At 62.3% G+C, this 19,597-nt stretch carries 17 protein-coding genes; 6 read left to right on the top strand and 11 right to left on the bottom strand.

The genetic code is table 11. The features are described 5' to 3' along the window. Positions 1-77: 77 nt before the first annotated feature. From NKI54_RS02595 to NKI54_RS02630, 8 genes are all read right to left on the bottom strand, one after another. Entirely contained in the window at positions 78-1,757 is a 1,680-nt protein-coding gene (locus NKI54_RS02595) for a formate--tetrahydrofolate ligase (RefSeq protein WP_352466802.1), read from the bottom strand. Positions 1,758-2,064: 307 nt separating this feature from the next. Continuing rightward, on the bottom strand, positions 2,065-3,189 hold the full coding sequence (locus NKI54_RS02600; protein WP_352690595.1) for a DUF2333 family protein: 1,125 nt from the start codon (positions 3,187-3,189) through the stop codon (positions 2,065-2,067). Between the two features lie 15 nt (positions 3,190-3,204). After that, positions 3,205-4,509, bottom strand: coding sequence for a DUF6638 family protein (locus NKI54_RS02605; RefSeq protein WP_352690597.1), 1,305 nt, complete (start codon positions 4,507-4,509; stop codon positions 3,205-3,207). A 198-nt stretch (positions 4,510-4,707) separates the two neighbouring features. Then, a complete protein-coding gene (locus NKI54_RS02610) occupies positions 4,708-6,618 on the bottom strand; it encodes an AAA family ATPase (protein ID WP_352690599.1) in 1,911 nt (636 codons plus the stop codon). A gap of 24 nt (positions 6,619-6,642) precedes the next feature. Next, on the bottom strand, positions 6,643-7,788 hold the full coding sequence (locus NKI54_RS02615) for a hypothetical protein (protein WP_352565770.1): 1,146 nt from the start codon (positions 7,786-7,788) through the stop codon (positions 6,643-6,645). Between the two features lie 35 nt (positions 7,789-7,823). Continuing rightward, a complete protein-coding gene (locus NKI54_RS02620; RefSeq protein ID WP_352450536.1) occupies positions 7,824-8,912 on the bottom strand; it encodes a hypothetical protein in 1,089 nt (362 codons plus the stop codon). Between the two features lie 215 nt (positions 8,913-9,127). Further along, positions 9,128-9,517, bottom strand: coding sequence for a c-type cytochrome (locus NKI54_RS02625; RefSeq protein ID WP_023679507.1), 390 nt, complete (start codon positions 9,515-9,517; stop codon positions 9,128-9,130). A gap of 127 nt (positions 9,518-9,644) precedes the next feature. Continuing rightward, entirely contained in the window at positions 9,645-10,256 is a 612-nt protein-coding gene (locus NKI54_RS02630) for a thymidine kinase (RefSeq protein WP_352690600.1), read from the bottom strand. 237 nt (positions 10,257-10,493) lie between these two features. Between NKI54_RS02630 and NKI54_RS02635 the strand changes: the two genes are divergently transcribed. The 3 genes from NKI54_RS02635 (at position 10,494) to choV (ending at position 13,580) form a co-directional block, all read left to right on the top strand. After that, positions 10,494-11,429, top strand: a complete 936-nt coding sequence (locus NKI54_RS02635) for a choline ABC transporter substrate-binding protein (RefSeq protein ID WP_023679505.1) — start codon at positions 10,494-10,496, stop codon at positions 11,427-11,429. 118 nt (positions 11,430-11,547) lie between these two features. Further along, the gene (gene choW / locus NKI54_RS02640) at positions 11,548-12,402 is read left to right on the top strand and encodes a choline ABC transporter permease subunit (RefSeq protein WP_254819158.1); all 855 of its coding nucleotides are present in this window, start codon (positions 11,548-11,550) and stop codon (positions 12,400-12,402) included. Beyond that, positions 12,399-13,580 carry a choline ABC transporter ATP-binding protein gene (choV, locus tag NKI54_RS02645; RefSeq protein WP_023679503.1) on the top strand — a complete coding sequence of 394 codons (1,182 nt, stop codon included), beginning with the start codon at positions 12,399-12,401 and terminating at the stop codon, positions 13,578-13,580. Before choW ends, choV begins: the two co-directional genes overlap by 4 nt. Before the next feature lie 236 nt (positions 13,581-13,816). On the opposite strand, the gene NKI54_RS02650 is transcribed toward choV, so the two are convergent. Together NKI54_RS02650 and NKI54_RS02655 are read right to left on the bottom strand one after the other, a co-directional pair. Continuing rightward, the gene (locus NKI54_RS02650) at positions 13,817-15,226 is read right to left on the bottom strand and encodes an ATP-binding protein (RefSeq protein ID WP_352575764.1); all 1,410 of its coding nucleotides are present in this window, start codon (positions 15,224-15,226) and stop codon (positions 13,817-13,819) included. Then, positions 15,223-15,939: a response regulator gene (locus tag NKI54_RS02655; RefSeq protein ID WP_352690602.1), complete on the bottom strand. Its 717-nt coding sequence runs from the start codon at positions 15,937-15,939 to the stop codon at positions 15,223-15,225. The genes NKI54_RS02650 and NKI54_RS02655 overlap by 4 nt, the downstream gene beginning before the upstream one ends. Positions 15,940-16,176: 237 nt before the next feature. Here NKI54_RS02655 and NKI54_RS02660 point away from each other — a divergent pair, with 237 nt between their 5' ends. The 3 genes from NKI54_RS02660 (at position 16,177) to clpS (ending at position 17,336) form a co-directional block, all read left to right on the top strand. Continuing rightward, a complete protein-coding gene (locus NKI54_RS02660; protein WP_352469825.1) occupies positions 16,177-16,521 on the top strand; it encodes a hypothetical protein in 345 nt (114 codons plus the stop codon). Between the two features lie 36 nt (positions 16,522-16,557). Continuing rightward, complete coding sequence (locus tag NKI54_RS02665; protein ID WP_352450529.1) at positions 16,558-16,773, top strand: hypothetical protein; 216 nt, start codon at positions 16,558-16,560, stop codon at positions 16,771-16,773. A gap of 257 nt (positions 16,774-17,030) precedes the next feature. Then, positions 17,031-17,336 (top strand): ATP-dependent Clp protease adapter ClpS, encoded by a 306-nt coding sequence (gene clpS, locus NKI54_RS02670; protein ID WP_352690604.1) that lies wholly within the window; start codon positions 17,031-17,033, stop codon positions 17,334-17,336. Between the two features lie 172 nt (positions 17,337-17,508). On the opposite strand, the gene NKI54_RS02675 is transcribed toward clpS, so the two are convergent. Beyond that, the gene (locus NKI54_RS02675; RefSeq protein ID WP_352690606.1) at positions 17,509-19,596 is read right to left on the bottom strand and encodes a hypothetical protein; all 2,088 of its coding nucleotides are present in this window, start codon (positions 19,594-19,596) and stop codon (positions 17,509-17,511) included. Position 19,597 lies beyond the last annotated feature (1 nt).

A 19,597-nucleotide genomic window follows, 5' to 3' on the forward strand; every position in this document is an offset into this window, starting at 1 on the left:
GGACGAGCTCGTCGCGAAGTCGCCAAAAGGGCGCCGCAGCGTTGCGGCGCCCTTTGCCGTTCAAGCGTTGATTATCCCTAAAACAGGCCTTCGATCTGGCCCATTTCGTTCAGGAAAATCTTTTCCGAGGATGGCGCTTTGGGCAGGCCGGGCATGGTCATCACCTCGCCGCAGATGATGACGACGAAGCCGGCGCCGGCAGACAGCCTGACCTCGCGCACCGGTACGGTGTGGCCGGTCGGCGCGCCGCGCAGATTCGGATCGGTGGAGAAGGAATATTGCGTCTTGGCCATGCAGACCGGCAAATGACCGTAGCCGGCGTGCTCCCAGGCGTGGAGTTGGTCGCGCACCGATTTGTCGGCGATCGCTTCGGAACCGCGATAGATGCGCTGGACGATGGTGTTGATCTTCTCGAACAGCGGCATGGCGTCGGGATAGAGCGGGGCGAATTGCGACGCGCCGGATTCGGCCAACGCCACGACTCTTTTGGCCAGTTCCTCGATGCCGGCCGATCCCTGAGCCCAGTGCTTGCACAGGATCGCCTCTTCGCCCATCGAGGCAACGTAGTCCTTCATCGCCTGGATCTCGGCCTCTGTGTCGGAGTAGAAATGGTTGATGGCGACCACAGCCGGCACACCGAACTGACGGATGTTCTCGATGTGGCGGCCGAGATTGGCGCAGCCCTTCTTGACCGCCTCGACGTTCTCCTTGCCGAGGTCCTCCTTCTTGACGCCGCCATTCATCTTCATGGCGCGAACCGTGGCGACGATGACCGCCGCGGCGGGCCTCAGGCCGGCCTTGCGGCATTTGATGTCGAAGAACTTTTCGGCACCGAGATCGGCGCCGAAACCGGCTTCGGTGACGACGTAGTCGGCAAGCTTCAGCGCCGTCGTCGTGGCAACGACGGAGTTGCAGCCATGCGCGATGTTGGCGAAGGGGCCGCCATGGACGAAGGCCGGGTTGTTCTCCAGCGTCTGCACGAGATTGGGCTGCATGGCATCCTTCAAGAGTACGGCCATGGCGCCGTCGGCCTTGAGGTCGCGCGCATAGACGGCCGACTTGTCGCGACGATAGGCGACGATGATGTCGCCGAGGCGCTTTTCCAGGTCCTTCAGGTCGGTCGACAGGCACAGGATGGCCATGACTTCCGAGGCGACTGTGATGTCGAAACCGGCCTCGCGCGGGAAACCGTTGGCGACGCCGCCGAGCGAACAGATGATCTCGCGCAGCGACCGGTCGTTCATGTCCATGACGCGGCGCCAGACGACACGGCGGGTGTCGATGCCGAGCTCGTTGCCCCAATAGATGTGGTTGTCGATCAGCGCCGACAGCAAGTTATGGGCGGTGGTGATGGCATGGAAATCGCCGGTGAAGTGGAGGTTCATGTCCTCCATCGGCACGACCTGCGCGTAGCCGCCGCCGGCGGCACCGCCCTTGACGCCGAAATTCGGTCCGAGCGAAGCCTCGCGGATGCATACGATGGCCTTCTTGCCGATGCGGTTGAGGCCATCGCCCAAGCCCACCGTCGTCGTCGTCTTGCCTTCGCCGGCCGGTGTCGGGTTGATGGCGGTGACGAGGATCAGCTTGCCATCCTTGTTGCCCTTCACCGACTTGATGAACTCGGCCGAGATCTTCGCCTTGTCGTGGCCGTAGGGCAGAAGATGTTCGCTCGGAATGCCGATCTTCTGGCCGATCTCCTGGATCTGCTTCTTCCTGGCGCCGCGCGCGATCTCGATGTCGGACTTCACTTCGGCCATGGACGACTTCCCTCTGAATTGGACGGATTTGACTAGTGTGGTCGCAAGAATAGCCCGGCATTGCAGGCGCGGGCATGTTCTACCCCTGTCGCTGCCGCGGCGTCAACTTTCATGCAACTATGTTTCCTATGAAGAAAATGCCTCTGCGGCCGGCTGCCCTGCTACAGGTTCTTTTCGCGCCGGTTGCCGCGCCGTATAGAAGCCAGAGCAGGCGCGGTTCCGCCGTCTCAAAACAGCCGCGTAATACGCGAAAAGCGACAGAAGCAACGGCGCAAATTCACCAGCGCCGGCTGTGCGGGACGATCCGCTACTGCGTCAGCACGTTGCTGATCTCGACCATGTTCGAGCGCACCCTGAGTATGTAAAACCCCATCGTCGTCAGATGTGTCGGCAACAGCCAGCCGTCCTCGCGGCCATTGGCGATGATGAAGGGCTGGATGCGCAGCGCCGAGACGAATTGCGCGTCCATCGTATCCCACAGGTTCTGCAGGTGCTTTTCCTTGATGACGTCCTCGAAGTCGGCCTGTGCGCCCTTCATCAGCCCGTAATAGGCATAGAGCTGGCCATAGGCGAACCAGAAGCGGTCGTCGGCGCGTGTGTCGAACCAGCCATTATTGTGGTTTTCGGCACGCTCCTTGAGGATCGCCGAGGTCGAACCGATGTCGGACGAGATGCGGTCGATATACTGCTTGAGATTGTCGGCGCGGGCATCGAACGTCGCCTGGCAGGCTGCGAGGCGGGCGTTGAAGGAACGCAGCTTGCGCACCGCGTCGCGATAGTAGCTCGGCGTCGGCGTCTTGGGCCCGAACGGGTACAAGCCGAAATACCAGGTTTCCTCATCGAACTGTAGATTGCCGCGGGCGTCCTGCAGGTCGGCGTCGATCTGCGAGGTGGTGCGGACGCGGCCGAGATTGTCGGCAAGCTCGGTCGCCGTGCGCCGCACCGCCTGGTTGATGCCGCGCTGGAACGACGCCTTGTTGTCCATGAACGGCGTGTGGTCCCAGTCGATGCCGAACAGGCCGAGCTTGTAGAGGATCATCGACGACACCCAGGCATTCTGGTTGACGTTGAAGTCGGTCAGGTCGGCAGCGACCTCGGCAATGGCTGAATTTCCGCAGGTCTTGGCCGTGTCGGTGCCGGCGCCGGCGGAAACCTGTTCACCGGCGGAGCTGTTGCGTTTTTCGAACGTGTATTTGTCGACGTAATTCGGGTCGAAATTGTTCCACCACTGGGTGGCGTAGAAGAAGTTGACATAGAGGCCGATCAGCACGAGCACAGCCAGGCCGAGCACCGCCTTCAGGATCCAGCCGCGTTGCGTGTACCAGCGCCCCGCCCACAGGAACGGCCACAGGATCGCGCCGATAAGCAGGCCGATGCCGCGGCCAATCCACTGGAAAATCCGGGTGAAGAAATTCACAATCGGATCAAGCATGGCGATGTCACCCCCTCAGTCAGTCAAGCCGTAGAGGCGTGTGCGAAACGCCACCTTGTCCTTCAGATATGTGGTTTTCAGAACGTCCACAACATGCGATCGCCAGGCGTCGCTGAAGCCTTCATAGTCCCTGTAGAAGCCCGGCTTGTTGAAGACGTAACGCGAAACGAAGTCCTGCGGCACGAAGTCCGAAATCAGCTGGTTGGTCAGCCAGGCGTCGGGATGATCCGGCTTGGCGCGGATGACCAGGAAGCGCTGCTGCGGGAACACGTCCTCGATCTTGAGATGGCCGAGCTGGGCGATCTCGCGCTTGGCGGCGTTGAGGAAGGGAAAATTGCCGTCCCTGGTGATCAGATCGGTATGGCCGTGGATCCAGGTCTGCAGCCAGACCTTGTCGACGTCGGTCAGATTGCGGTCGGGATCGGCGTCGCGGATCAGCGCGCGCACCACCATTTCGGCGCGATGCTCGAGATAACCGGAGGTTTCGATCCATGAGGCGCGCGGCAACTCGAGGCGGCCGGTCGAGGCGAGGAACTTGAATACCTTGTCGGCGTCGTGGATCGAAAGGTAACTCACCTGCCATGGCCGCGAGCGGCGGAAGCCCGGCGCTGCCGGGTCGCTGATCACCGTCGTCACGTCCGGATCGACAAACACATAGAGCCCGCCGAAATGGCTGGTCCAATAGGCATTGTGGCGGAAGATCACCTGGTCCGGCACCAGCGCATTCTCGCGGATGTCGCCGCAGATCTTCGCCAGGTCGACCATGTGGGCCAGCATGGCGTTGTCGCGCCAGGCATCCGGCTCCTGCTTCAGCCGGTCGACCAGCTTGCCGAGTTCGGCGGCCTTGCCGAGCACATCCTCCGCCGACAACACCTTGAACTCGACCTGATTGATCGACAGCAGGTCCTCGATGTCGTCGACCTTGGGGACTGAATCCTCGATCTCGCCGTAGATGACGTCCTTGATCGTCAGCGCATCGATGGCGCGCTGGTTCTTGGACATGAACTCGTACATCAGCAGCGAAGTGTTGGAGAACGCCGTGTGCACCACCGGCAGGTCGATCTGCGACGGCGTCAGGATGATGAAGCGACGGTTGACCTCGTTCGGATCGAGGTAGCTGTAGTCGCCGCATTCCTCGGCGACCTGCGGCGAGAAGCCGGTGCGATCGATCTCGAAGCTTTTCAGCTTGGTCGGCTTCAAGCCGAACGCGACCATCGCCTTGTTGTAGCGCTGGATCAGGTGCGGCTCGTCGATCGTCAGCAGCCGGCCGTAGATCAGCTCGTTGTCGCGCAACAGATCGGGCTTCTTGGCGGGGCTCATGCTTTCTTCTTCCCGTTCACGGGGAGAAGGTGTCCGAACGGCGGATGAGGGGCGCGAACGCTCCTTCTCCCCTTGTGGGAGAAGGTGGCCGACCAAAGCTCGGTCGGATGAGGGGTGTTCCAGCTTGACGAATACCCCTCATCCGTCGCCTTCGGCGACACCGTCTCCCACAAGGGGAGAAGGGGGCGTCGGCGCATCTCACGCATTCCACAGCCCCTTTTTCTTCATCTCCTCGATCTCGCGCACGGCACGCTCCCGCAGACGGGTGTCGCGGATCATCTTGGTCACCGTCGCATCGTCGGACTTGTCGGAATAGCGGAATTCGGAATCCGCATAGCGGTTGATCTCCTGCATGACCATGTCCATCGAGAATGGCCCGCGCAGCTCCTCGATCATCGCTTTCTTGTCGTCGTAACCCTTGTGCATGAAGGCTTCCGGCTTTTCGAACCACTCGTCCGGCAATTCGATGTCCATGGCGCGCATCTTGATGGCATCGGTAACGTTCTTGATGGCGCGACCGGTAAAGCGCGGCTCGGCATCCTTGATCATATGCAGATAAGTGCCGATGTCGGCCATCGTCTTTGGCGCGCCATTCTCCTTCATGTAGCGCTCATAGACGTTCATCAACCCGTCTTCCTGTGGCTTCTCATGCTCCTCGTAAGCTTCCATCACCGCGCGCTGGATCTCTTGCGCCGCATAGAGCTTGTGGTCGCCGAGCGGGATCTTGTGGTTCTTGCCGGCGAGCAGAACGAAGATGTCGATGTAGTCGTCGCGGCTCTGCGGGCCGTCGACCAGCCAGCGCGCGCCGGCGCGCTGGCGTAGCGCGTCGTCGACGTTTTCGGGATAGTTGGAGAACATGCCGAACGAGCAGTTGCCGCGCACCACGGTCGCCGCACCTCCAAAGGCGTCCATCAGGACGCCGGTGATTTCCTGCTGGCCGGCCGAGGCGCGGTCGTCGGACCGGCGTGCCGCCACCTGGTCGATATCGTCGATGGTGCCGAAGCCGATGACGCGCGGGTTCAGCACATTGTTGATGAACTGGCGGCAGTTCTGGCCCGACTTGCCCTGGTAGGAGGAGATCTGGTCGACGCCGAAATTCTCGTAGGCGAAGGGATAACCGGCGAGCTGGCAATAACCATTGAGAAGACCGGCGATCATCTGGATCAAGGTTGTCTTGCCGGTGCCGGGCGCGCCATCGCCGATGAAAGTGAACAGGAAGCCGCCGAGCTCGACGAACGGGTTCAGCTCGCGCTCGAAGTCATAGGCCATCAGCATCTTGGCAAGCTTGACCGACTGGTATTTGGCGATGTGGTTGCCGACGACCTCTTCCGGTTTTTTGAAGGTCATCACCAGCGGCTTTGCCCGCTTACCCGGCGCGACGTCGAAACCGTCAAGGGTAAAATCGTCGACGTCGATGCGGATATGCGCGTTCTCGAACGGGCCGATGCCGTCGAAGCGGCCCTTTCGCGCCAACAGCCCGTCGATGGCGACGCGGGCAAAGGCGCGGGCGCGGGTCATCAGCTCGGCATCGTCCTTCGAACCTGCTATCGCCCTGTCGAGCCCGGCCACGATCGACTTCACCGCATCCTGTGGCGTGTCGAACAGAAAGTCCGGCTCGGGCGTGTCGTTCGGCGCCTCGCCGTCGCTGTCGATCAGCTGGAACAAATAGGAGGCAAGGCTGAAGGCGGAGATGTAGGCAGAGGCCGACAGCAGCTTCTTGAAGGTGGCAGCTTCATCGCCTTCGAGCGGCGCGCGGGCGTTTTTCGCCTGCAGACTTTCGAGGTCCGAGCCTTCGGCGAAGACATCCGATATGGCCAGCGCTATCGCTGTGCCGCGCCGGGCGCGAAACAACAGCGTGTGCTGCTGGATGGTCAGCAACTGGTCGTCGGAATGGACGGCGGCGACGGTTTTGGCGAGCTCGACCTCGCGCGTGCGGCGCACCGAGCCGACCGAGACGGTAGAGACGAAGCGGCGGTTGGTGCCGGCAAGCGCGGTGCCGGACTCGCGCGATGGGTCCTCCAGCACGACGATGCGAGTGATGAAACTTTGCGCAGTGGCACGGTGCTTTTCAATTGCCGCTTCCGGGATGGTGGTCAGGCCGGTGTCCATGGAGGATGCTCCGCGATTTGATGGTCAGACGTCGCTGATGACCTGCCCTTTGGACAGGATGTGGACCTTGTAGCCCGAAAAGATCTTCTGCGCCTCGCCGGCGGCATAGAGCGCCTGATAGGCCTCGTGCGGAATCAGCGCATGGTTCTCATAGCTCGACACGCCTTGCCGCGCGGCCTCGAGATCGTCGGTATTGATGAAGAATTCCTGCGTCGTCTTTTCGCTCGAAAACAGCCCCTTGCGGCCTGGCTTTTCGGCCTTGGAAAAGACCTCCTGGATGGTCCAGGTCAGCAGCCAGGCGTTTTCCGGCTTGCGCACCTTGGCCAGCACTTCGCTCACCGTCGAATTGTTGTCGGTAATCCCTGCAGAATAGAACGGGCCGAGCACGACGCGACGCAGCTGCTTGGGATGCAGCGGCTCGAAATCCTTGTCGAGGTTGACCGCGATGGTCGCCGGCGACAGCGCGTAGGCGGAATTCTTCTCGGTGAAATCGTCGAAACGGTGGGCAAGCTCGGGATTGAGCAAGCCGTCGACCGGCAGCGGAATGTCGACCCTCTCATTAAGTTTGCCACTGGAGTCGACAAGCTGCCGGATCATGTCGTCCGAGGAATCCTCGACCGTCACCATATAGACAAGCGGCAGGTTGGCGCTGCCGTCGAAGCAGGCCCAGTGGACCAGATAATAGGGGCGCAGCGTCTTCGGATTGACCGACACCTTGACCGTCTGGGCCAGCGTGAACGGGCCGAAGGTGGTCTCGCTCTTGACGTCCTCGAGGTAAAGCCGCTCGGCCATCGACTTCTGCAGCGCTTCGGGAAATTCCTTGTGGCGCAGGATGAAGTCCGCCATTTCCTCGCGCAGCTCATCGGCCAGCGGGAGATTGGCGAGGCGCGCATCGGCCTGGAGTCGGTCGTTTTCCAGCTCCAGCAGGTTCTGGAAGACCGGGAAACCGCTTTCGGCGCGCGAGATGCGGAACGTCTCGGTGAAGCCCAGCCGGTTGCGCCAGCACGAGAACGACTTGTCGAGCCGCGCAATATATTCGGCGACGACCTTGGCGACGATGCCGTGCCGGTAGAGCGGCGAGCGATCGTCGCGCATGAACACTTCGAGGCCGCCAAGTGCCGCCGCGATCGCCGAGAAATAGCGCGCCGCAGCTTCGTTTTCGGGGGTCATGCTGCCAGCCCTTGGGAGCAGTGCACGTGCAGCAATTACGACTGCACGTAATTTGCCGAATTGTGCTTCTTCATCACATCGTCGAAGCGGCGGGCGAAGGCATCGTCGGCGAGCTTCTTGCGGCGCTGGATGTCGGCGGTGGCGACCATGTTCTTCTCGTGCATTTCAAGCAGATCGCCGATGTGCTTTTGCGAGGCGGCACCAATGCCGGCCATGGTCTCTTCGGCGGTGTTATCGACCTGGCTGCCCAGCGTGTTGATCTTGTGGGCGACATCCTGTTGGGCGGCGGTCTTCAGCGAATCTTCCAGGGCCTTGTACAGAACGATGCGCTGTTCGGTATCGATGGTCAGCTTGTTGATCAGCGTCGATTGCGCCGCGATCTGGTTGTTGAGCGAATCAACGAAGGTCTGGAACATCGAGGTGTAGCGCTCCAGCGTCTGGCTTTCGGCCAGCAATTCCTGCTCCTTGGCCTGCTTCTCGTTGTATTCCGTGGCCAGTTTTGAGCGTTCGCCTTCAAGCTGCGTGCGCTCCTTCTGGCTGGTCGAGGCGGCGATCTTGTTCTCGATGTCGAGCAGCATCGGGTTGAGTTCTTCGATGCGTTTCTGCACGGTCTCGAGATTGGACATGGTGGTCTTGCGGCGCTCGATCACCTGCGACAGGCTGGCCTCGGAGGTCTTGTAGCGCGTGTCGAGAACCTGCTTCTGCGCCTTGAGGATGCCGACGATGGTGTCGGATTTCGCCAGCAGCTCCTGCAGATTGCCGGCCAGCGACATGTTGCGGACGCGGTCGGTGCGCAGGCGCTGCTTGCGCTGGCTGGAGAAGACACCGACGAAATTTTCCCAGCCGGTGTAGTTCTTCATGCTCTCGAATTCGGCGCCGAAGACGTTGGTGGCGTCCTCCAGGCCGATAATCAGGTCGGCGATATTGCCTTCCATCACCTTCTGCTGCTTCAGCACGTCCTCGATGCGGGCATTCTCGATGTCGAAATTGGCGTCGCCGATCTTCTTGTCGGCGGTGGCGAGCGTGTCGAGCACAGTACCGGACTGCTCGATCTTGGTGCGCATGTCCTCTACGACCTGCTTGGTCTTGGCAATCTCGGCATCGAAATTCTGCAATGTCGCCATTGGGGCCTCCCGCTTCGGCATCGGTTTCGTTTCGCAAACCGCCGCGAATATATGTGCCGGGTTTGGCGAATGAAAGACGGAAGACATGGGATTACAGGAAAACAAAAGAATTTCAGGAGGCCGACCGCAGGATAGTCAGGCAATGATTACGGTGTAACTGCCGTCTGGTCAGACACCGCTTCAACCGCGGCTGGACTTTAGGTCGGGAGCGACGCTCAGGGCTTGGGATCGGCCTTGAGGTAGGCGATGACATTGGCGATGTCGTCGTCGCTGGTCAGGCCGGAGAAGGCCATTTTGTTGCCGGGGACCTTCTGCCGCGGCGCCCGCAGGTATTCGGCGAGGTTTGCTTCGTCCCAGACCAGGCCGGCGGCGCCGGCGTCCTTCATCCCCTGCGAGTAGCGGCTGAGATAACTGTCCGCGGTGCCGGCGGTGCGGCCGACGACACCCAGCAGATGCGGGCCGACCTTGTCGTGGTCGCTCGTGGCCTCATGACAGGCCATGCATCTGTTGAAGACTTTCTTGCCGAGAGCGGCATCGCCGTCGGCATGCGCGGCAAGAGCGCCGGCGATGAGGAAAGCAGCGGCAGACGAAATGGCTCGAAGCATGGGAACTCCCCGACGGCTCTGGCTGAGAGGTTCTGAAATAGCAAGCAGGCCTTAAACAAGCGCCGCACGATGGCGCGATTGGTGAACGAATGTCGGCCGGGAGGTCGGATGAAAGCAATAGCGCTGGTCAGGTTTTGGTGAAGCCGATGAAATCGTCGGGCACGGCGCGGCCCATTTCTTCTTCCCAATGGCGGCGGCAGAGCGAGACATAGACATCCTTGCCGATCGCCACCTGTTCGCCCTGTTTCGCCACCTTGCCGTCGGCGCCGAGGCGCACCACCATCGTCGCCTTGCGGCCGCAACGGCAGATGGTGCGCACCTCGCGCAGGTCGTCGGCGATTGCCAGCAGGGTGCGCGATCCGGAAAACAGCTTGCCTTGGAAATCGGTGCGCAGGCCGTAGCACATGACCGGGACGTTCAGCCGGTCGGCGATGCGGGCGAGTTGCCAGACCTGCTCCTCTTCGAGGAACTGCGCCTCATCGACGAAGACGCAATGGACCGTGGCGTGGTCGTGATGCTCGGCGACCCGGGCAAACAGATCGTCGCCGTCGCGGAACATCTCGGCTTCCGTCTCCAGGCCGATGCGCGACGAGATCAGCCCGGTATCGCCCTTGCGGTAGTGGCCGGCGATGAACAGCATCGTCGTCATGCCGCGCTCGCGGTAATTATACGAGGCCTGCAACAGCATCGTCGTCTTGCCGGCATTCATCGTCGCATAATGGAAGTACAGCTTGGCCATGCCGTCCTTTTAAGCCGAGTTGCAACAAAGCGGGGAGGGGGAGCGCCTACATTCCACCGGGAAAAGGCGACTTCCATCCGGAAAGCGGCGGGCGTGTCGCTGATCGGCCAGCCTGCGCCGTTGTTCGTGATTGCCTTAGTGCTTGAAACCGCAGCAGAATGATGTTTGGCTGACGGAACAAAGGCGGAGATAAAACCGTCGCTTCGCTTCACCGAGAACTGAAATGGGAGAATTTTCATGTCGCGTATGAGTTCATTCGTCGCCGGCCTCGGCCTGGCGGCTTTTCTATCCACGACTGGGGCCTTCGCCGGCGATCCGGAAAGCTGCAAGACGGTGCGTCTGTCCGATGTCGGCTGGACCGACATCCAGGCGACCACCGGCGTCGCCTCGGTGCTGCTCACGGCGCTCGGCTACGAGCCGCAGGTGATCCAGCTTTCGGTGCCGGTGACCTATGCGTCCCTGAAGAACAAAGATCTCGACGTGTTCCTCGGAAACTGGATGCCGTCGATGACCAACGACATCAAGGACTATGCCGCCGAAGGCTCGGTCGAGACCGTCAGTGAAAATCTCAGCGGTGCCGGCTACGGCATCGTCGTTCCGACCTATGTCGCCGATGCCGGTGTCAAGACGCTGACCGATCTCGGCAAATTCAAGGACAAGTTCGACGGCAAGATCTACGGCATCGAGGCCGGCAATGACGGCAACCGCATCATCCTCGACATGATCAAGGATCCGAAGACCAATCTCGAAGGCTTCGAACTGGTCGAATCTTCCGAGGCCGGCATGCTCACCCAGGCCGACCAGTCGATGAAGAACAATGAATGGATCGCCTTCCTCGGCTGGACGCCGCATCCGGTGATGGGCGCCATGAAGATCACCTATCTCGAGGGGATGGGAGATAGCGGCTTTGGTGCTGCCACCGTGCATACCAATGTACGCAAGGGCTACATGAGCGAATGTCCGAACGCCGGCAAGTTCATCGCCAATCTGAAGTTCAACCTGGACATGGAAGGCGAGATGATGGACGCGATCCTGAAGGGCGGCGACGCCAATACGGTCGCGACCGACTGGCTGAAGAAGCACCCGGACGCGGTCGCTCCCTGGATCGCCGGCGTCACCACCTTCGACGGCGGCGATGCGGCGGCTGCGGTGAAAACGGCGCTCGGAAGCTGACCCGACCATCTGGCATGACGAGACAAGGGGCAGCCACGGTAGAAATGGCTGCCCTTTTTCATATCCTGTGACAAGATGACCGTCCGGCGAAGGACGGCGCCGGTAGAAGAGGGGCTAGATGGATCCGATCTCCAAATTCCTGGTCAGTTACAAGATTCCCATCGGGGCATGGGGGAAGGCGTTTTTCGGCTTTCTCACCGACAATTTCGACACCATCTTCAGGGCTTTTTCCAACAGCCTCAACTTCCTGCTCGACGGCATCGTCGACGGGCTGCTGTTGCTGCCGCCGGTTCTGCTGATCGCGCTGATCGCTCTGCTCGCCTATTTCCTGCAGCGCTCGAAAGGCCTGGCTTTGGCGGTATTCATCGGATTGCTGTTCATCCTCAACCAGAACCTGTGGAAGCAGACGGTGGAGACGCTGGTGCTGGTGGTCGCCGCCGCCGCCGTGTCGATGGCCATCGGCGTGCCGCTCGGCATCTGGGCCGCGCACAAGCCGAAGGTGTATCGCGTCATGCTGCCGGTGCTCGACCTGATGCAGACATTGCCGACCTTCGTCTACCTGATCCCGGTGCTGACCCTGTTCGGCCTCGGCAACGCGCCCGGCCTGATCGTCACCATCATCTTCGTCATCCCGACCTCGGTTCGGCTCACCCATCTCGGCGTCACCTCGGTGCCGAAATCGATCGTCGAGGCGGGCGAGGCGTTCGGCGCCACCAAGCGCCAGCTGCTGTGGAAGGTCGAGCTGCCTTCGGCGCTGCCGACCATCATGGCTGGGCTGACCCAGTCGATCATGCTGTCGCTGTCGATGGTGGTGTTCGCCGCCCTGATCGGCGCCGGCGGCCTCGGTACGGAAATCAACCGGGCGCTCGGTTCGCGCAGGATCGACCTCGGGCTTGAGGCAGGGCTGGCGATCGTCGTGCTCGCCATCGTGCTCGACCGGATGACGCGCATCGGCGTGGGAGGCAAGAAATGACCGTCGCCGTCGATTTCAGGAATGTCGACATCGTCTTCGGCGCCGACCAGGCAGGCTCGCTGGCGCTGATCGACAGTGGTGCCACCCGAGCCGAGATCCTCGAACAGACCGGCAACGTACTGGGCTGCGCCGGCGCCAGCCTCACCGTGAACGAGGGCGAGATCTCGGTGCTGATGGGGCTTTCCGGCTCCGGCAAATCGACGCTGCTCAGAGCCGTCAACCGGCTGAACGTCGTCTCGCGCGGCCAGGTGCTGGTCAAGGACGGCGACGGTACGGTCGACGTCGTCACCTGCGACGAGGCGACGCTTCGGCGGCTGCGGCAGAAGCAGGTGGCGATGGTGTTCCAGCAGTTCGGGCTGCTGCCGTGGCGCACGGTGGAGGAGAATGTCGGCCTTGGCCTCGAGCTCGCCGGCGTACCCGAAGCCGAGCGCAAGGAGCGGGTGAACAGGCAACTGAAGCTGGTTCATCTCGACCAGTGGTCGAAGAAATATGCGCATGAGCTTTCCGGCGGCATGCAGCAGCGCGTCGGCCTGGCGCGCGCCTTTGCCACCGAGGCGCCGATCCTGCTCATGGACGAGCCGTTCTCGGCGCTCGATCCGCTGATCCGGACCAAGCTGCAGGACGAGTTGCTGCAGCTCCAGGCCGAGCTGAAGAAGACCATCATCTTCGTCAGCCACGACCTCGAGGAGGCGCTGAAGATCGGCACCCATATCACCATCATGGAAGGCGGGCGCATCGTGCAAACCGGCGCGCCGGAAGACATCGTGCTGCGGCCCGCCAACGACTATGTCCGCGACTTCATCGCCAATGTGAACCCGCTCTCGGTGCTGACCGCGTGGAACGTCATGCGCGACCGCCGCGACCTCGAACACGGCGAGAACGGCTGGGTGTGGCTCGACCGGCGCAGGACGACGCGTTTCAAGATCGACGAGCATGGGCTGGTGGCGGCGGCCGAGCGCGACGGCAAGCCCGCGGTATGGGTGTCCTGCGCCGATGTCGAAGCCCAGCCGGAGGAGACGGCGCAGGTGTTCTGGGCCAATCCCGGCACCTCGCTGAAGACCGTGATGCTGGCCATGCATCGCTCGCAGACGGCACCGGTGGCGCTGTTCGACGACCAGTCGCGCTTTGTCGGCGCCATCGGCGTCAGGGATGTGCTGAGCGCGGTGTTGAGAAGGTAGTTTTTCTCCTTGGGGAGAGAACCAAGACCAAACGCCGAGTTCTGTCGCGCCCCCCTCTGTTCTGTCGGACATCTCTCCTACTTGGGGGAGATCGGCGGTTTCGCGGACGGCTCTCACATTCCAACGTTTGTAATTGGCGAAATCGGCGACGACGGCCAATCTTCCCACCTGTGGAGGAGGTGTCCAGCAGAACAGAGGGGGCGCGAAGGAACGCCGGCTTAGCCCGATACCGCAAGCTAAACCGCAAGCGGCAGGCGCAGCTCCGTCATCAGGCCGCCATCGGGATGGTTGGACAGGCTGACTTCGCCGCCGGCGCTACGGGCGATGTTGCGGGCGATGGTCAAGCCGAGGCCGAGGCCGCCGGTCTGACGGTTGCGCGACTGTTCCAGGCGCACGAACGAGCCGAACACGGCGTCGAGCTCGGCTTGCGGTATGCCCGGACCCTCGTCATGGATCGCCAGCGTGATTGTCTTGCCTGATTGACGCAGGCTGAGATGCGCCCTCTTGCCATAGGTCACCGCGTTCTGGACGAGGTTGGTGACACAGCGCCGTAGCGCGACCGGCCGCGCGACGCAGATCAGGCCGCGCGAGCGCGCGTCCTCATTGTCGAAGGAGACCTCGTCGAAGCCGTCGGCGATCGATTCTACCAGCGACCAGAAATCGATCCTCTCGCTCTTCTCCTCGGTCACCTCGAAAGTGGCGAAGTCGATGACCGAGCTGGCAATGCCTTCGATGTCGGCGAGGTCGTGCGCCAGTGCGGCGCGCACGGACGAATTCCTCAGCAGTTCGAGGCGCAGCCGCATCCTGGTCAGCGGCGTGCGCAGGTCGTGCGCCAGTGCGGCCGCAAGATGCTCGCGGTCCTCGACGTAGGCGCGCAGCCTCGCCTGCATGGCATTGACCGCCTTTGCCGCGGTACGCACCTCGCGGCTGCCGCTCTCGGCGATCGGCGGGCTCTTCAGGTCCTCGCCGATCCGCTTCACCGCGGTCTCCATCATCCGGTAGGGCGCCGTCAGCCGGCGCAGCGACCAGATCGAGGAAGCCACCACCAGCCCGGCGATCAAGGCATAGAGCGGCAGGCTATCGAAGCTCAGTATCGGCCCGGCCGGCGTGTTCGGCTCGGTGAAGTTCAGCCATTGGCCGTCGGCAAAGCGAAGCGAAGCCGTCAGCTTGTCGCTCTGGGCGAAATCGGCGGCCAGCACCAGCAGGTCGCGCTCGACCTGGCCAATATCGGGACCGGCGACCGTCCCGCCGGGAGCGTCGGCTTCGTGCGTTGCCGGGTCGCGGCGGACCCGCGCGTCGGTGATGCCGAACTTCGATAGCCGGCCGACCAATATGTCCTCCAATTCGGCCAGCTCGTCGTCGCCGGCTATCGAGGAAGTAACGGCGGGCGTGTTGGAAACGGTGAGCGCATAAGTGGCGTTGAACAGGCCGGAGGCCGTCGCCTTGCGCTGTTCGGGGGTGGCGTCATGCATCAGCTGTACCAGCGAGAAGGCGCGGTCGTTCAGCCGGTAGAGATCGACGACGTCATTGGCGGCGGCACGGTCGCGCGAAACGATGTAGAGGGTCGCGATTTGGCTGATCAGCAGGCCGGCGATGACGATGAGCAGCACCCAGACCGGCAGCGTTTGCGGCAGAATGCGTCTCATTCGGCGGTCGTCTCAGGCAGGAACTGGTAGCCGCCGCTGCGCACAGTCAAGATCAGCCTCGGCGTTTTCGGGTCATCCTCCATCTTGCGCCGCAGCCGGCTGACCAGAATGTCGACGCTGCGATCGAAGCTGTAGCCGCTGTCGCCGCCGGACAGCTCGATGAGCTGCTCGCGGCTCAGTACGCGCTGCGCGCTCTTGACGAAGGTCTGCAGTAGATTGAATTCGGCCATCGTCAGCTCGATCCTGACGTCGCCGGGCGCCATCAGCCGGCGGCGCGAACAGTCCATCGTCCAGCCGGCGAAATGGTAGATCTGCCGCGAGGCGGCGCGTCGCGGTTCGGCGGCGCCATTGCGTCTCAAGACGGCACGAATGCGTGCGAGCAACTCGCGCGGATCGAAAGGTTTCGGCACGTAGTCGTCGGCGCCCATCTCTAGCCCAACCACGCGGTCGGTAGTTTCGGTAACCGCGGTCAGCATGATGATCGGCGTCGAATAATTGGCGCGCAACTCGCGGCAGAGCTCCAGCCCGCTCTTGCCAGGCAGCATGACGTCCAGGACGATCAGGTCGACCTGGGCGCGGCGCAGGATGGTCTCCATCTCGGTGCCGTCGGCGGCGACCGATGTATGCAGCCCTCGCTTCTGGAAGAATTCCTGAAGCAGGTCGCGAATGCCCTTGTCGTCATCGACGATCAGTATGTGGGGGTCGGATTTCACAGGGAACCTGTCATTTGTGGATCGCCCAAGCGCTGCTTCGGCCGTCAGCCAGACGATAGAATTCAGGCCATAAGTTGGCCAGTGGAGATCGGCGGCCCGATCCGGGCTGCCCAGAAACAATCCAGAAACAAAATTCTACAATCCGGAAAAACTGCCGAAAAAAATCAAAGGCATAAGTGGTGCCGTGGCGGTCAGGTCATCGGCTGCGACACGCGTTACGGGATTACGGACAGACCAATGCAAAGGTTCTCGATCAGTCTGATGGGTGCGTTGCTTTCCATTTCGCTCGTCACGGTCGCGGTCGAACATGCCGATGCAAAACTGGCCGATGCGAAGGTGGCCAATGCAAAGGCGGCCGATGCAAAGGTGGCGACCACCCGCAGCGAGCGTTGCATCGATCTGAACCGCCAGTTTGACGAAGCCCTCGAAACCCATGCCGCGGCAACGCAGGTCACCGCGGCGAAAGCACTTCAAAGAAAGGGAAACCGGTTCTGCGCCAACAAGAAACAGGCACAGGGAATCCGGATGCTCGCGAACGCTTTGAAGCTGCTTGGAGTGACACCGATCGATCCCGTTCAGTGACACTCAATCCGATCTGCACAAAAAGGAAGTGAAGCCATGAAAAAGTCCCTCCTCTCCGCCCTCGGTCTCGCCATCGCGCTGGCCGTCTCGATGCCGGTTCTCGGCGCCAGCAGCGCCAATGCCGCGACCACCACCCCGGCTGCGACGACAACGACGACCGCTGCGCCGGCCAAGGCCGTGAAGAAGGTCGCTGCCAAGAAGACCGTCAAGAAGCACAAGAAGCACGCGGTCAAGGCAGCTCCCAAGGCCTGATCAAGCGACATCTTTCTACCCTATGAGAAGACCGCTCCAGTTGCGATTTGCCTGGAGCGGTCGTCTTTTTTGTTGCGTGCGGACAGTAGGGCCAGTCCCGGCCCACACCCCCGGTTGAACGCCAGACGGCAGTTCCCACATAGGCACGGACTTTTGAACTGCGCCTGCCGGCAAGCCGATCGCGCGCGGTTGAATGGACGACCGCTTTTGCCCATGTCAAAATAACCGCAAAGCTGTCGTACGCAATTGCCGGTCCAATGCCTGAAATCACGACAAAACCCCGTACCAGCACGAAGCCGAAGGTCGAACGGCCGAAGCTCTACAAGGTCATCCTGGTCAATGACGATTTCACGCCGCGCGAGTTCGTCGTGGCGGTGCTGAAGGCCGAGTTCAAGCTCAGCGAAGACCAGGCGCACAGGATAATGATCACCGCGCACCGGCGCGGCGTCTGCGTTGTCGCCGTCTTCACCAGGGATGTCGCCGAGACCAAGGCGGCGCGGGCAACCGATGCCGGCAAGGCCAAGGGCTACCCGCTGATGTTCACGACGGAGCCGGAGGAGTAGGGCGGTTCGCTTTCTTCCTTCTCCCCTTGTGGGAGAAGGTGGCCGAGCGAAGCTCGGTCGGATGAGGGGTGTTCCAGCTTGGCAAGGACGGCACTCCGTCCAGCACCCCTCAACCGTCTTGGCGCTGCGCGCCAATCCACCTTCTCCCACAAGGGGAGAAGGATAAACCGCGTTACCGCCCTTCGCGGTACCACATCGAGCCCATCGCCAGAAGCAGCAGGCCGAGCCCCAAGAAGCCACCGAACAGCGGCACGCGCGAGACGGCCTTGAGTACGCTGTCGTCGGTGGTGCGCAGGCCGATCCAGTCATCGCCGGAAGCCGCGCCCGAGGAACGGACCGGGACTACGGATGGCAGCGTGACCGTGCTGGTCAGGCTGCCAATGGCCGATGCCGGCGCCAGCCGGCGAACGCTGCCGCCGGTTGCCTCAGCCGGTGGTTTCAGCCGGTTCTCGGTGGAGACGACGTCGGTGAATTCCGGCGCGTTGACCGGCCCGACATGGGCCAATGCCGTCAGGTCGCCATTGCCGACCTGATAGAGACCGATTTCGTTGGTCTCGACGCTGCCGAGGAAGACGCCTGGTTCGGATTTCTCGAGCCTGACGATCAGTGCCTTGCCGGACGGCGTGATGACTTGCGCCGGGCCGGGGTCGTCGCTCATCGTCTGGCGGCGGATTTCCAGCACCATGCCGCGGCCGTCGGCGGTCAGCCGCTCTTCCTCGAGTTCGGGCTCCTTCATCAGCCAGTGGGCGATGCGCCGGTAGAGCTGGACGTGCGGGCCACCGCCCTCGAAGCCGCGCGCCCACAGCCAGCCCTGATCGGACAAAAGCATGCCGACGCGGCCTTCGCCCTTGCGATCGAGCAGCAGCAGCGGCCGGTTGTCGGCGCCCTTCATCACCACCTCGCCCTCGGGGTTCTCGACGCCGATGGTGCGGAACCAGCGGCTCCAGTGCGGCGGCTCGGTCGCGGAGCCGTCGAGCCCACGCGTTACCGGATGACGCTGGCCGGTATCGGTGAGGCGCGGATAGAAGGGCTTGTCGATGACCTCGCCGGTCGGCATTGCCGGCAGCGCCGACATCAGCGGCGTGCGGGCGATCGAGCTTTCGCCGGCATATTCGGGGCCTGCCGCGATCAGTAGCGCGCCGCCCTTTTCGACATACTCGGAGATGTAGTCGTAATAGAGGATCGGCAGCACGTCGCGGTGCTGATAGCGGTCGAAGATGATCAGGTCGAAATCCTTGATCTTCTCGACGAACAGCTCGCGCGTCGGGAAGGCGATCAGCGACAATTCGTTGATCGGCGTGCCGTCCTGCTTTTCCGGCGGGCGCAGGATGGTGAAGTGCACGAGGTCGACCGAAGCGTCGGATTTCAGCAAATTGCGCCAGGTGCGCTCGCCGGCATGCGGTTCGCCGGAAACAAGCAGCACGCGCAGATTTTCGCGGATGCCGTCGATCAGCGCGATGGCGCGGTTGTTGGTGTCGGTGAGTTCGCCCGGCTCGTGGTTGATGGCGAGTTCGACGATGTTTCGCCCGGCGCTGGGAATGGTCACCTGCAGCGGCATCGCCTGGCCGATGTTGGCGTGCTCGACCGATACCTGCTCGCCGTTGACCGATACGCGGACATCGACCGGGCCGGTTTCGTTGTTGGTGGCGATGACGCGATACGTCATTTCGAGCGGCTTGCCGACCAGCCCGAATCGCGGCGCATTCTCGAAGCGGATGCGGCGGTCCTTCTCATGCTCGTTGCCGGTAATCAGCGCATGCAGCGGGGCATTGAAGTCAGGTGCGCCAAGCGGCGCGTCATGCACCTCGCCATCGGTGATCATGATGGCGCCGGCGATGCGCGATGGCGGCACGTCGCGGAAAGCATTTTCGAGCGAGGAAAACAACCGCGTCTCGGTGCGCTCGTCGGCGGCTTCGGACTTGCCGGCCTCGACGACACGGACGTCGAACTGCTTGAAGCGGCCGAGACGCTGCTGAAGCCCGGCCAATGCCGCGTCGGTCTGCTTGGTGCGGTCGCCTATATCCTGGCTCTGGCTGCGATCGACGACGACGGCGACGATGCTTTTCAGCGGCTCGCGCTCTTCGTCGAGGAACACCGGATTGAGCAGCGCCGCAGCCAGCGCAATCAGGGCTGCCAGGCGGAAGACCGCGCCGCGCTGGCGAAACCAAAGGCCGGCGAGGGACAGCAGCAGCAGCGGCACCAGAACCACGGCGAGCAGCGGCCAGGTGATGAGCGGTTCGAAGGCGAGCGACCAGTTCATG

The sequence above is a fragment of the Mesorhizobium sp. M0663 genome, from assembly GCF_040320585.1.
Lineage (GTDB): Bacteria > Pseudomonadota > Alphaproteobacteria > Rhizobiales > Rhizobiaceae > Mesorhizobium.

Bases quoted from the DNA above. Each gene is read 5' to 3' on its own strand.
- NKI54_RS02595 (WP_352466802.1), bottom strand. From the start codon at position 1,757: ATGGCCGAAGTGAAGTCCGACATCGAGATCGCGCGCGGCGCCAGGAAG.
- NKI54_RS02600 (WP_352690595.1), bottom strand. From the start codon at position 3,189: ATGCTTGATCCGATTGTGAATTTCTTCACCCGGATTTTCCAGTGGATT.
- NKI54_RS02605 (WP_352690597.1), bottom strand. From the start codon at position 4,509: ATGAGCCCCGCCAAGAAGCCCGATCTGTTGCGCGACAACGAGCTGATC.
- NKI54_RS02610 (WP_352690599.1), bottom strand. From the start codon at position 6,618: ATGGACACCGGCCTGACCACCATCCCGGAAGCGGCAATTGAAAAGCAC.
- NKI54_RS02615 (WP_352565770.1), bottom strand. From the start codon at position 7,788: ATGACCCCCGAAAACGAAGCTGCGGCGCGCTATTTCTCGGCGATCGCG.
- NKI54_RS02620 (WP_352450536.1), bottom strand. From the start codon at position 8,912: ATGGCGACATTGCAGAATTTCGATGCCGAGATTGCCAAGACCAAGCAG.
- NKI54_RS02625 (WP_023679507.1), bottom strand. From the start codon at position 9,517: ATGCTTCGAGCCATTTCGTCTGCCGCTGCTTTCCTCATCGCCGGCGCT.
- NKI54_RS02630 (WP_352690600.1), bottom strand. From the start codon at position 10,256: ATGGCCAAGCTGTACTTCCATTATGCGACGATGAATGCCGGCAAGACG.
- NKI54_RS02635 (WP_023679505.1), top strand. From the start codon at position 10,494: ATGTCGCGTATGAGTTCATTCGTCGCCGGCCTCGGCCTGGCGGCTTTT.
- choW (WP_254819158.1), top strand. From the start codon at position 11,548: ATGGATCCGATCTCCAAATTCCTGGTCAGTTACAAGATTCCCATCGGG.
- choV (WP_023679503.1), top strand. From the start codon at position 12,399: ATGACCGTCGCCGTCGATTTCAGGAATGTCGACATCGTCTTCGGCGCC.
- NKI54_RS02650 (WP_352575764.1), bottom strand. From the start codon at position 15,226: ATGAGACGCATTCTGCCGCAAACGCTGCCGGTCTGGGTGCTGCTCATC.
- NKI54_RS02660 (WP_352469825.1), top strand. From the start codon at position 16,177: ATGCAAAGGTTCTCGATCAGTCTGATGGGTGCGTTGCTTTCCATTTCG.
- NKI54_RS02665 (WP_352450529.1), top strand. From the start codon at position 16,558: ATGAAAAAGTCCCTCCTCTCCGCCCTCGGTCTCGCCATCGCGCTGGCC.
- clpS (WP_352690604.1), top strand. From the start codon at position 17,031: ATGCCTGAAATCACGACAAAACCCCGTACCAGCACGAAGCCGAAGGTC.
- NKI54_RS02675 (WP_352690606.1), bottom strand. From the start codon at position 19,596: ATGAACTGGTCGCTCGCCTTCGAACCGCTCATCACCTGGCCGCTGCTC.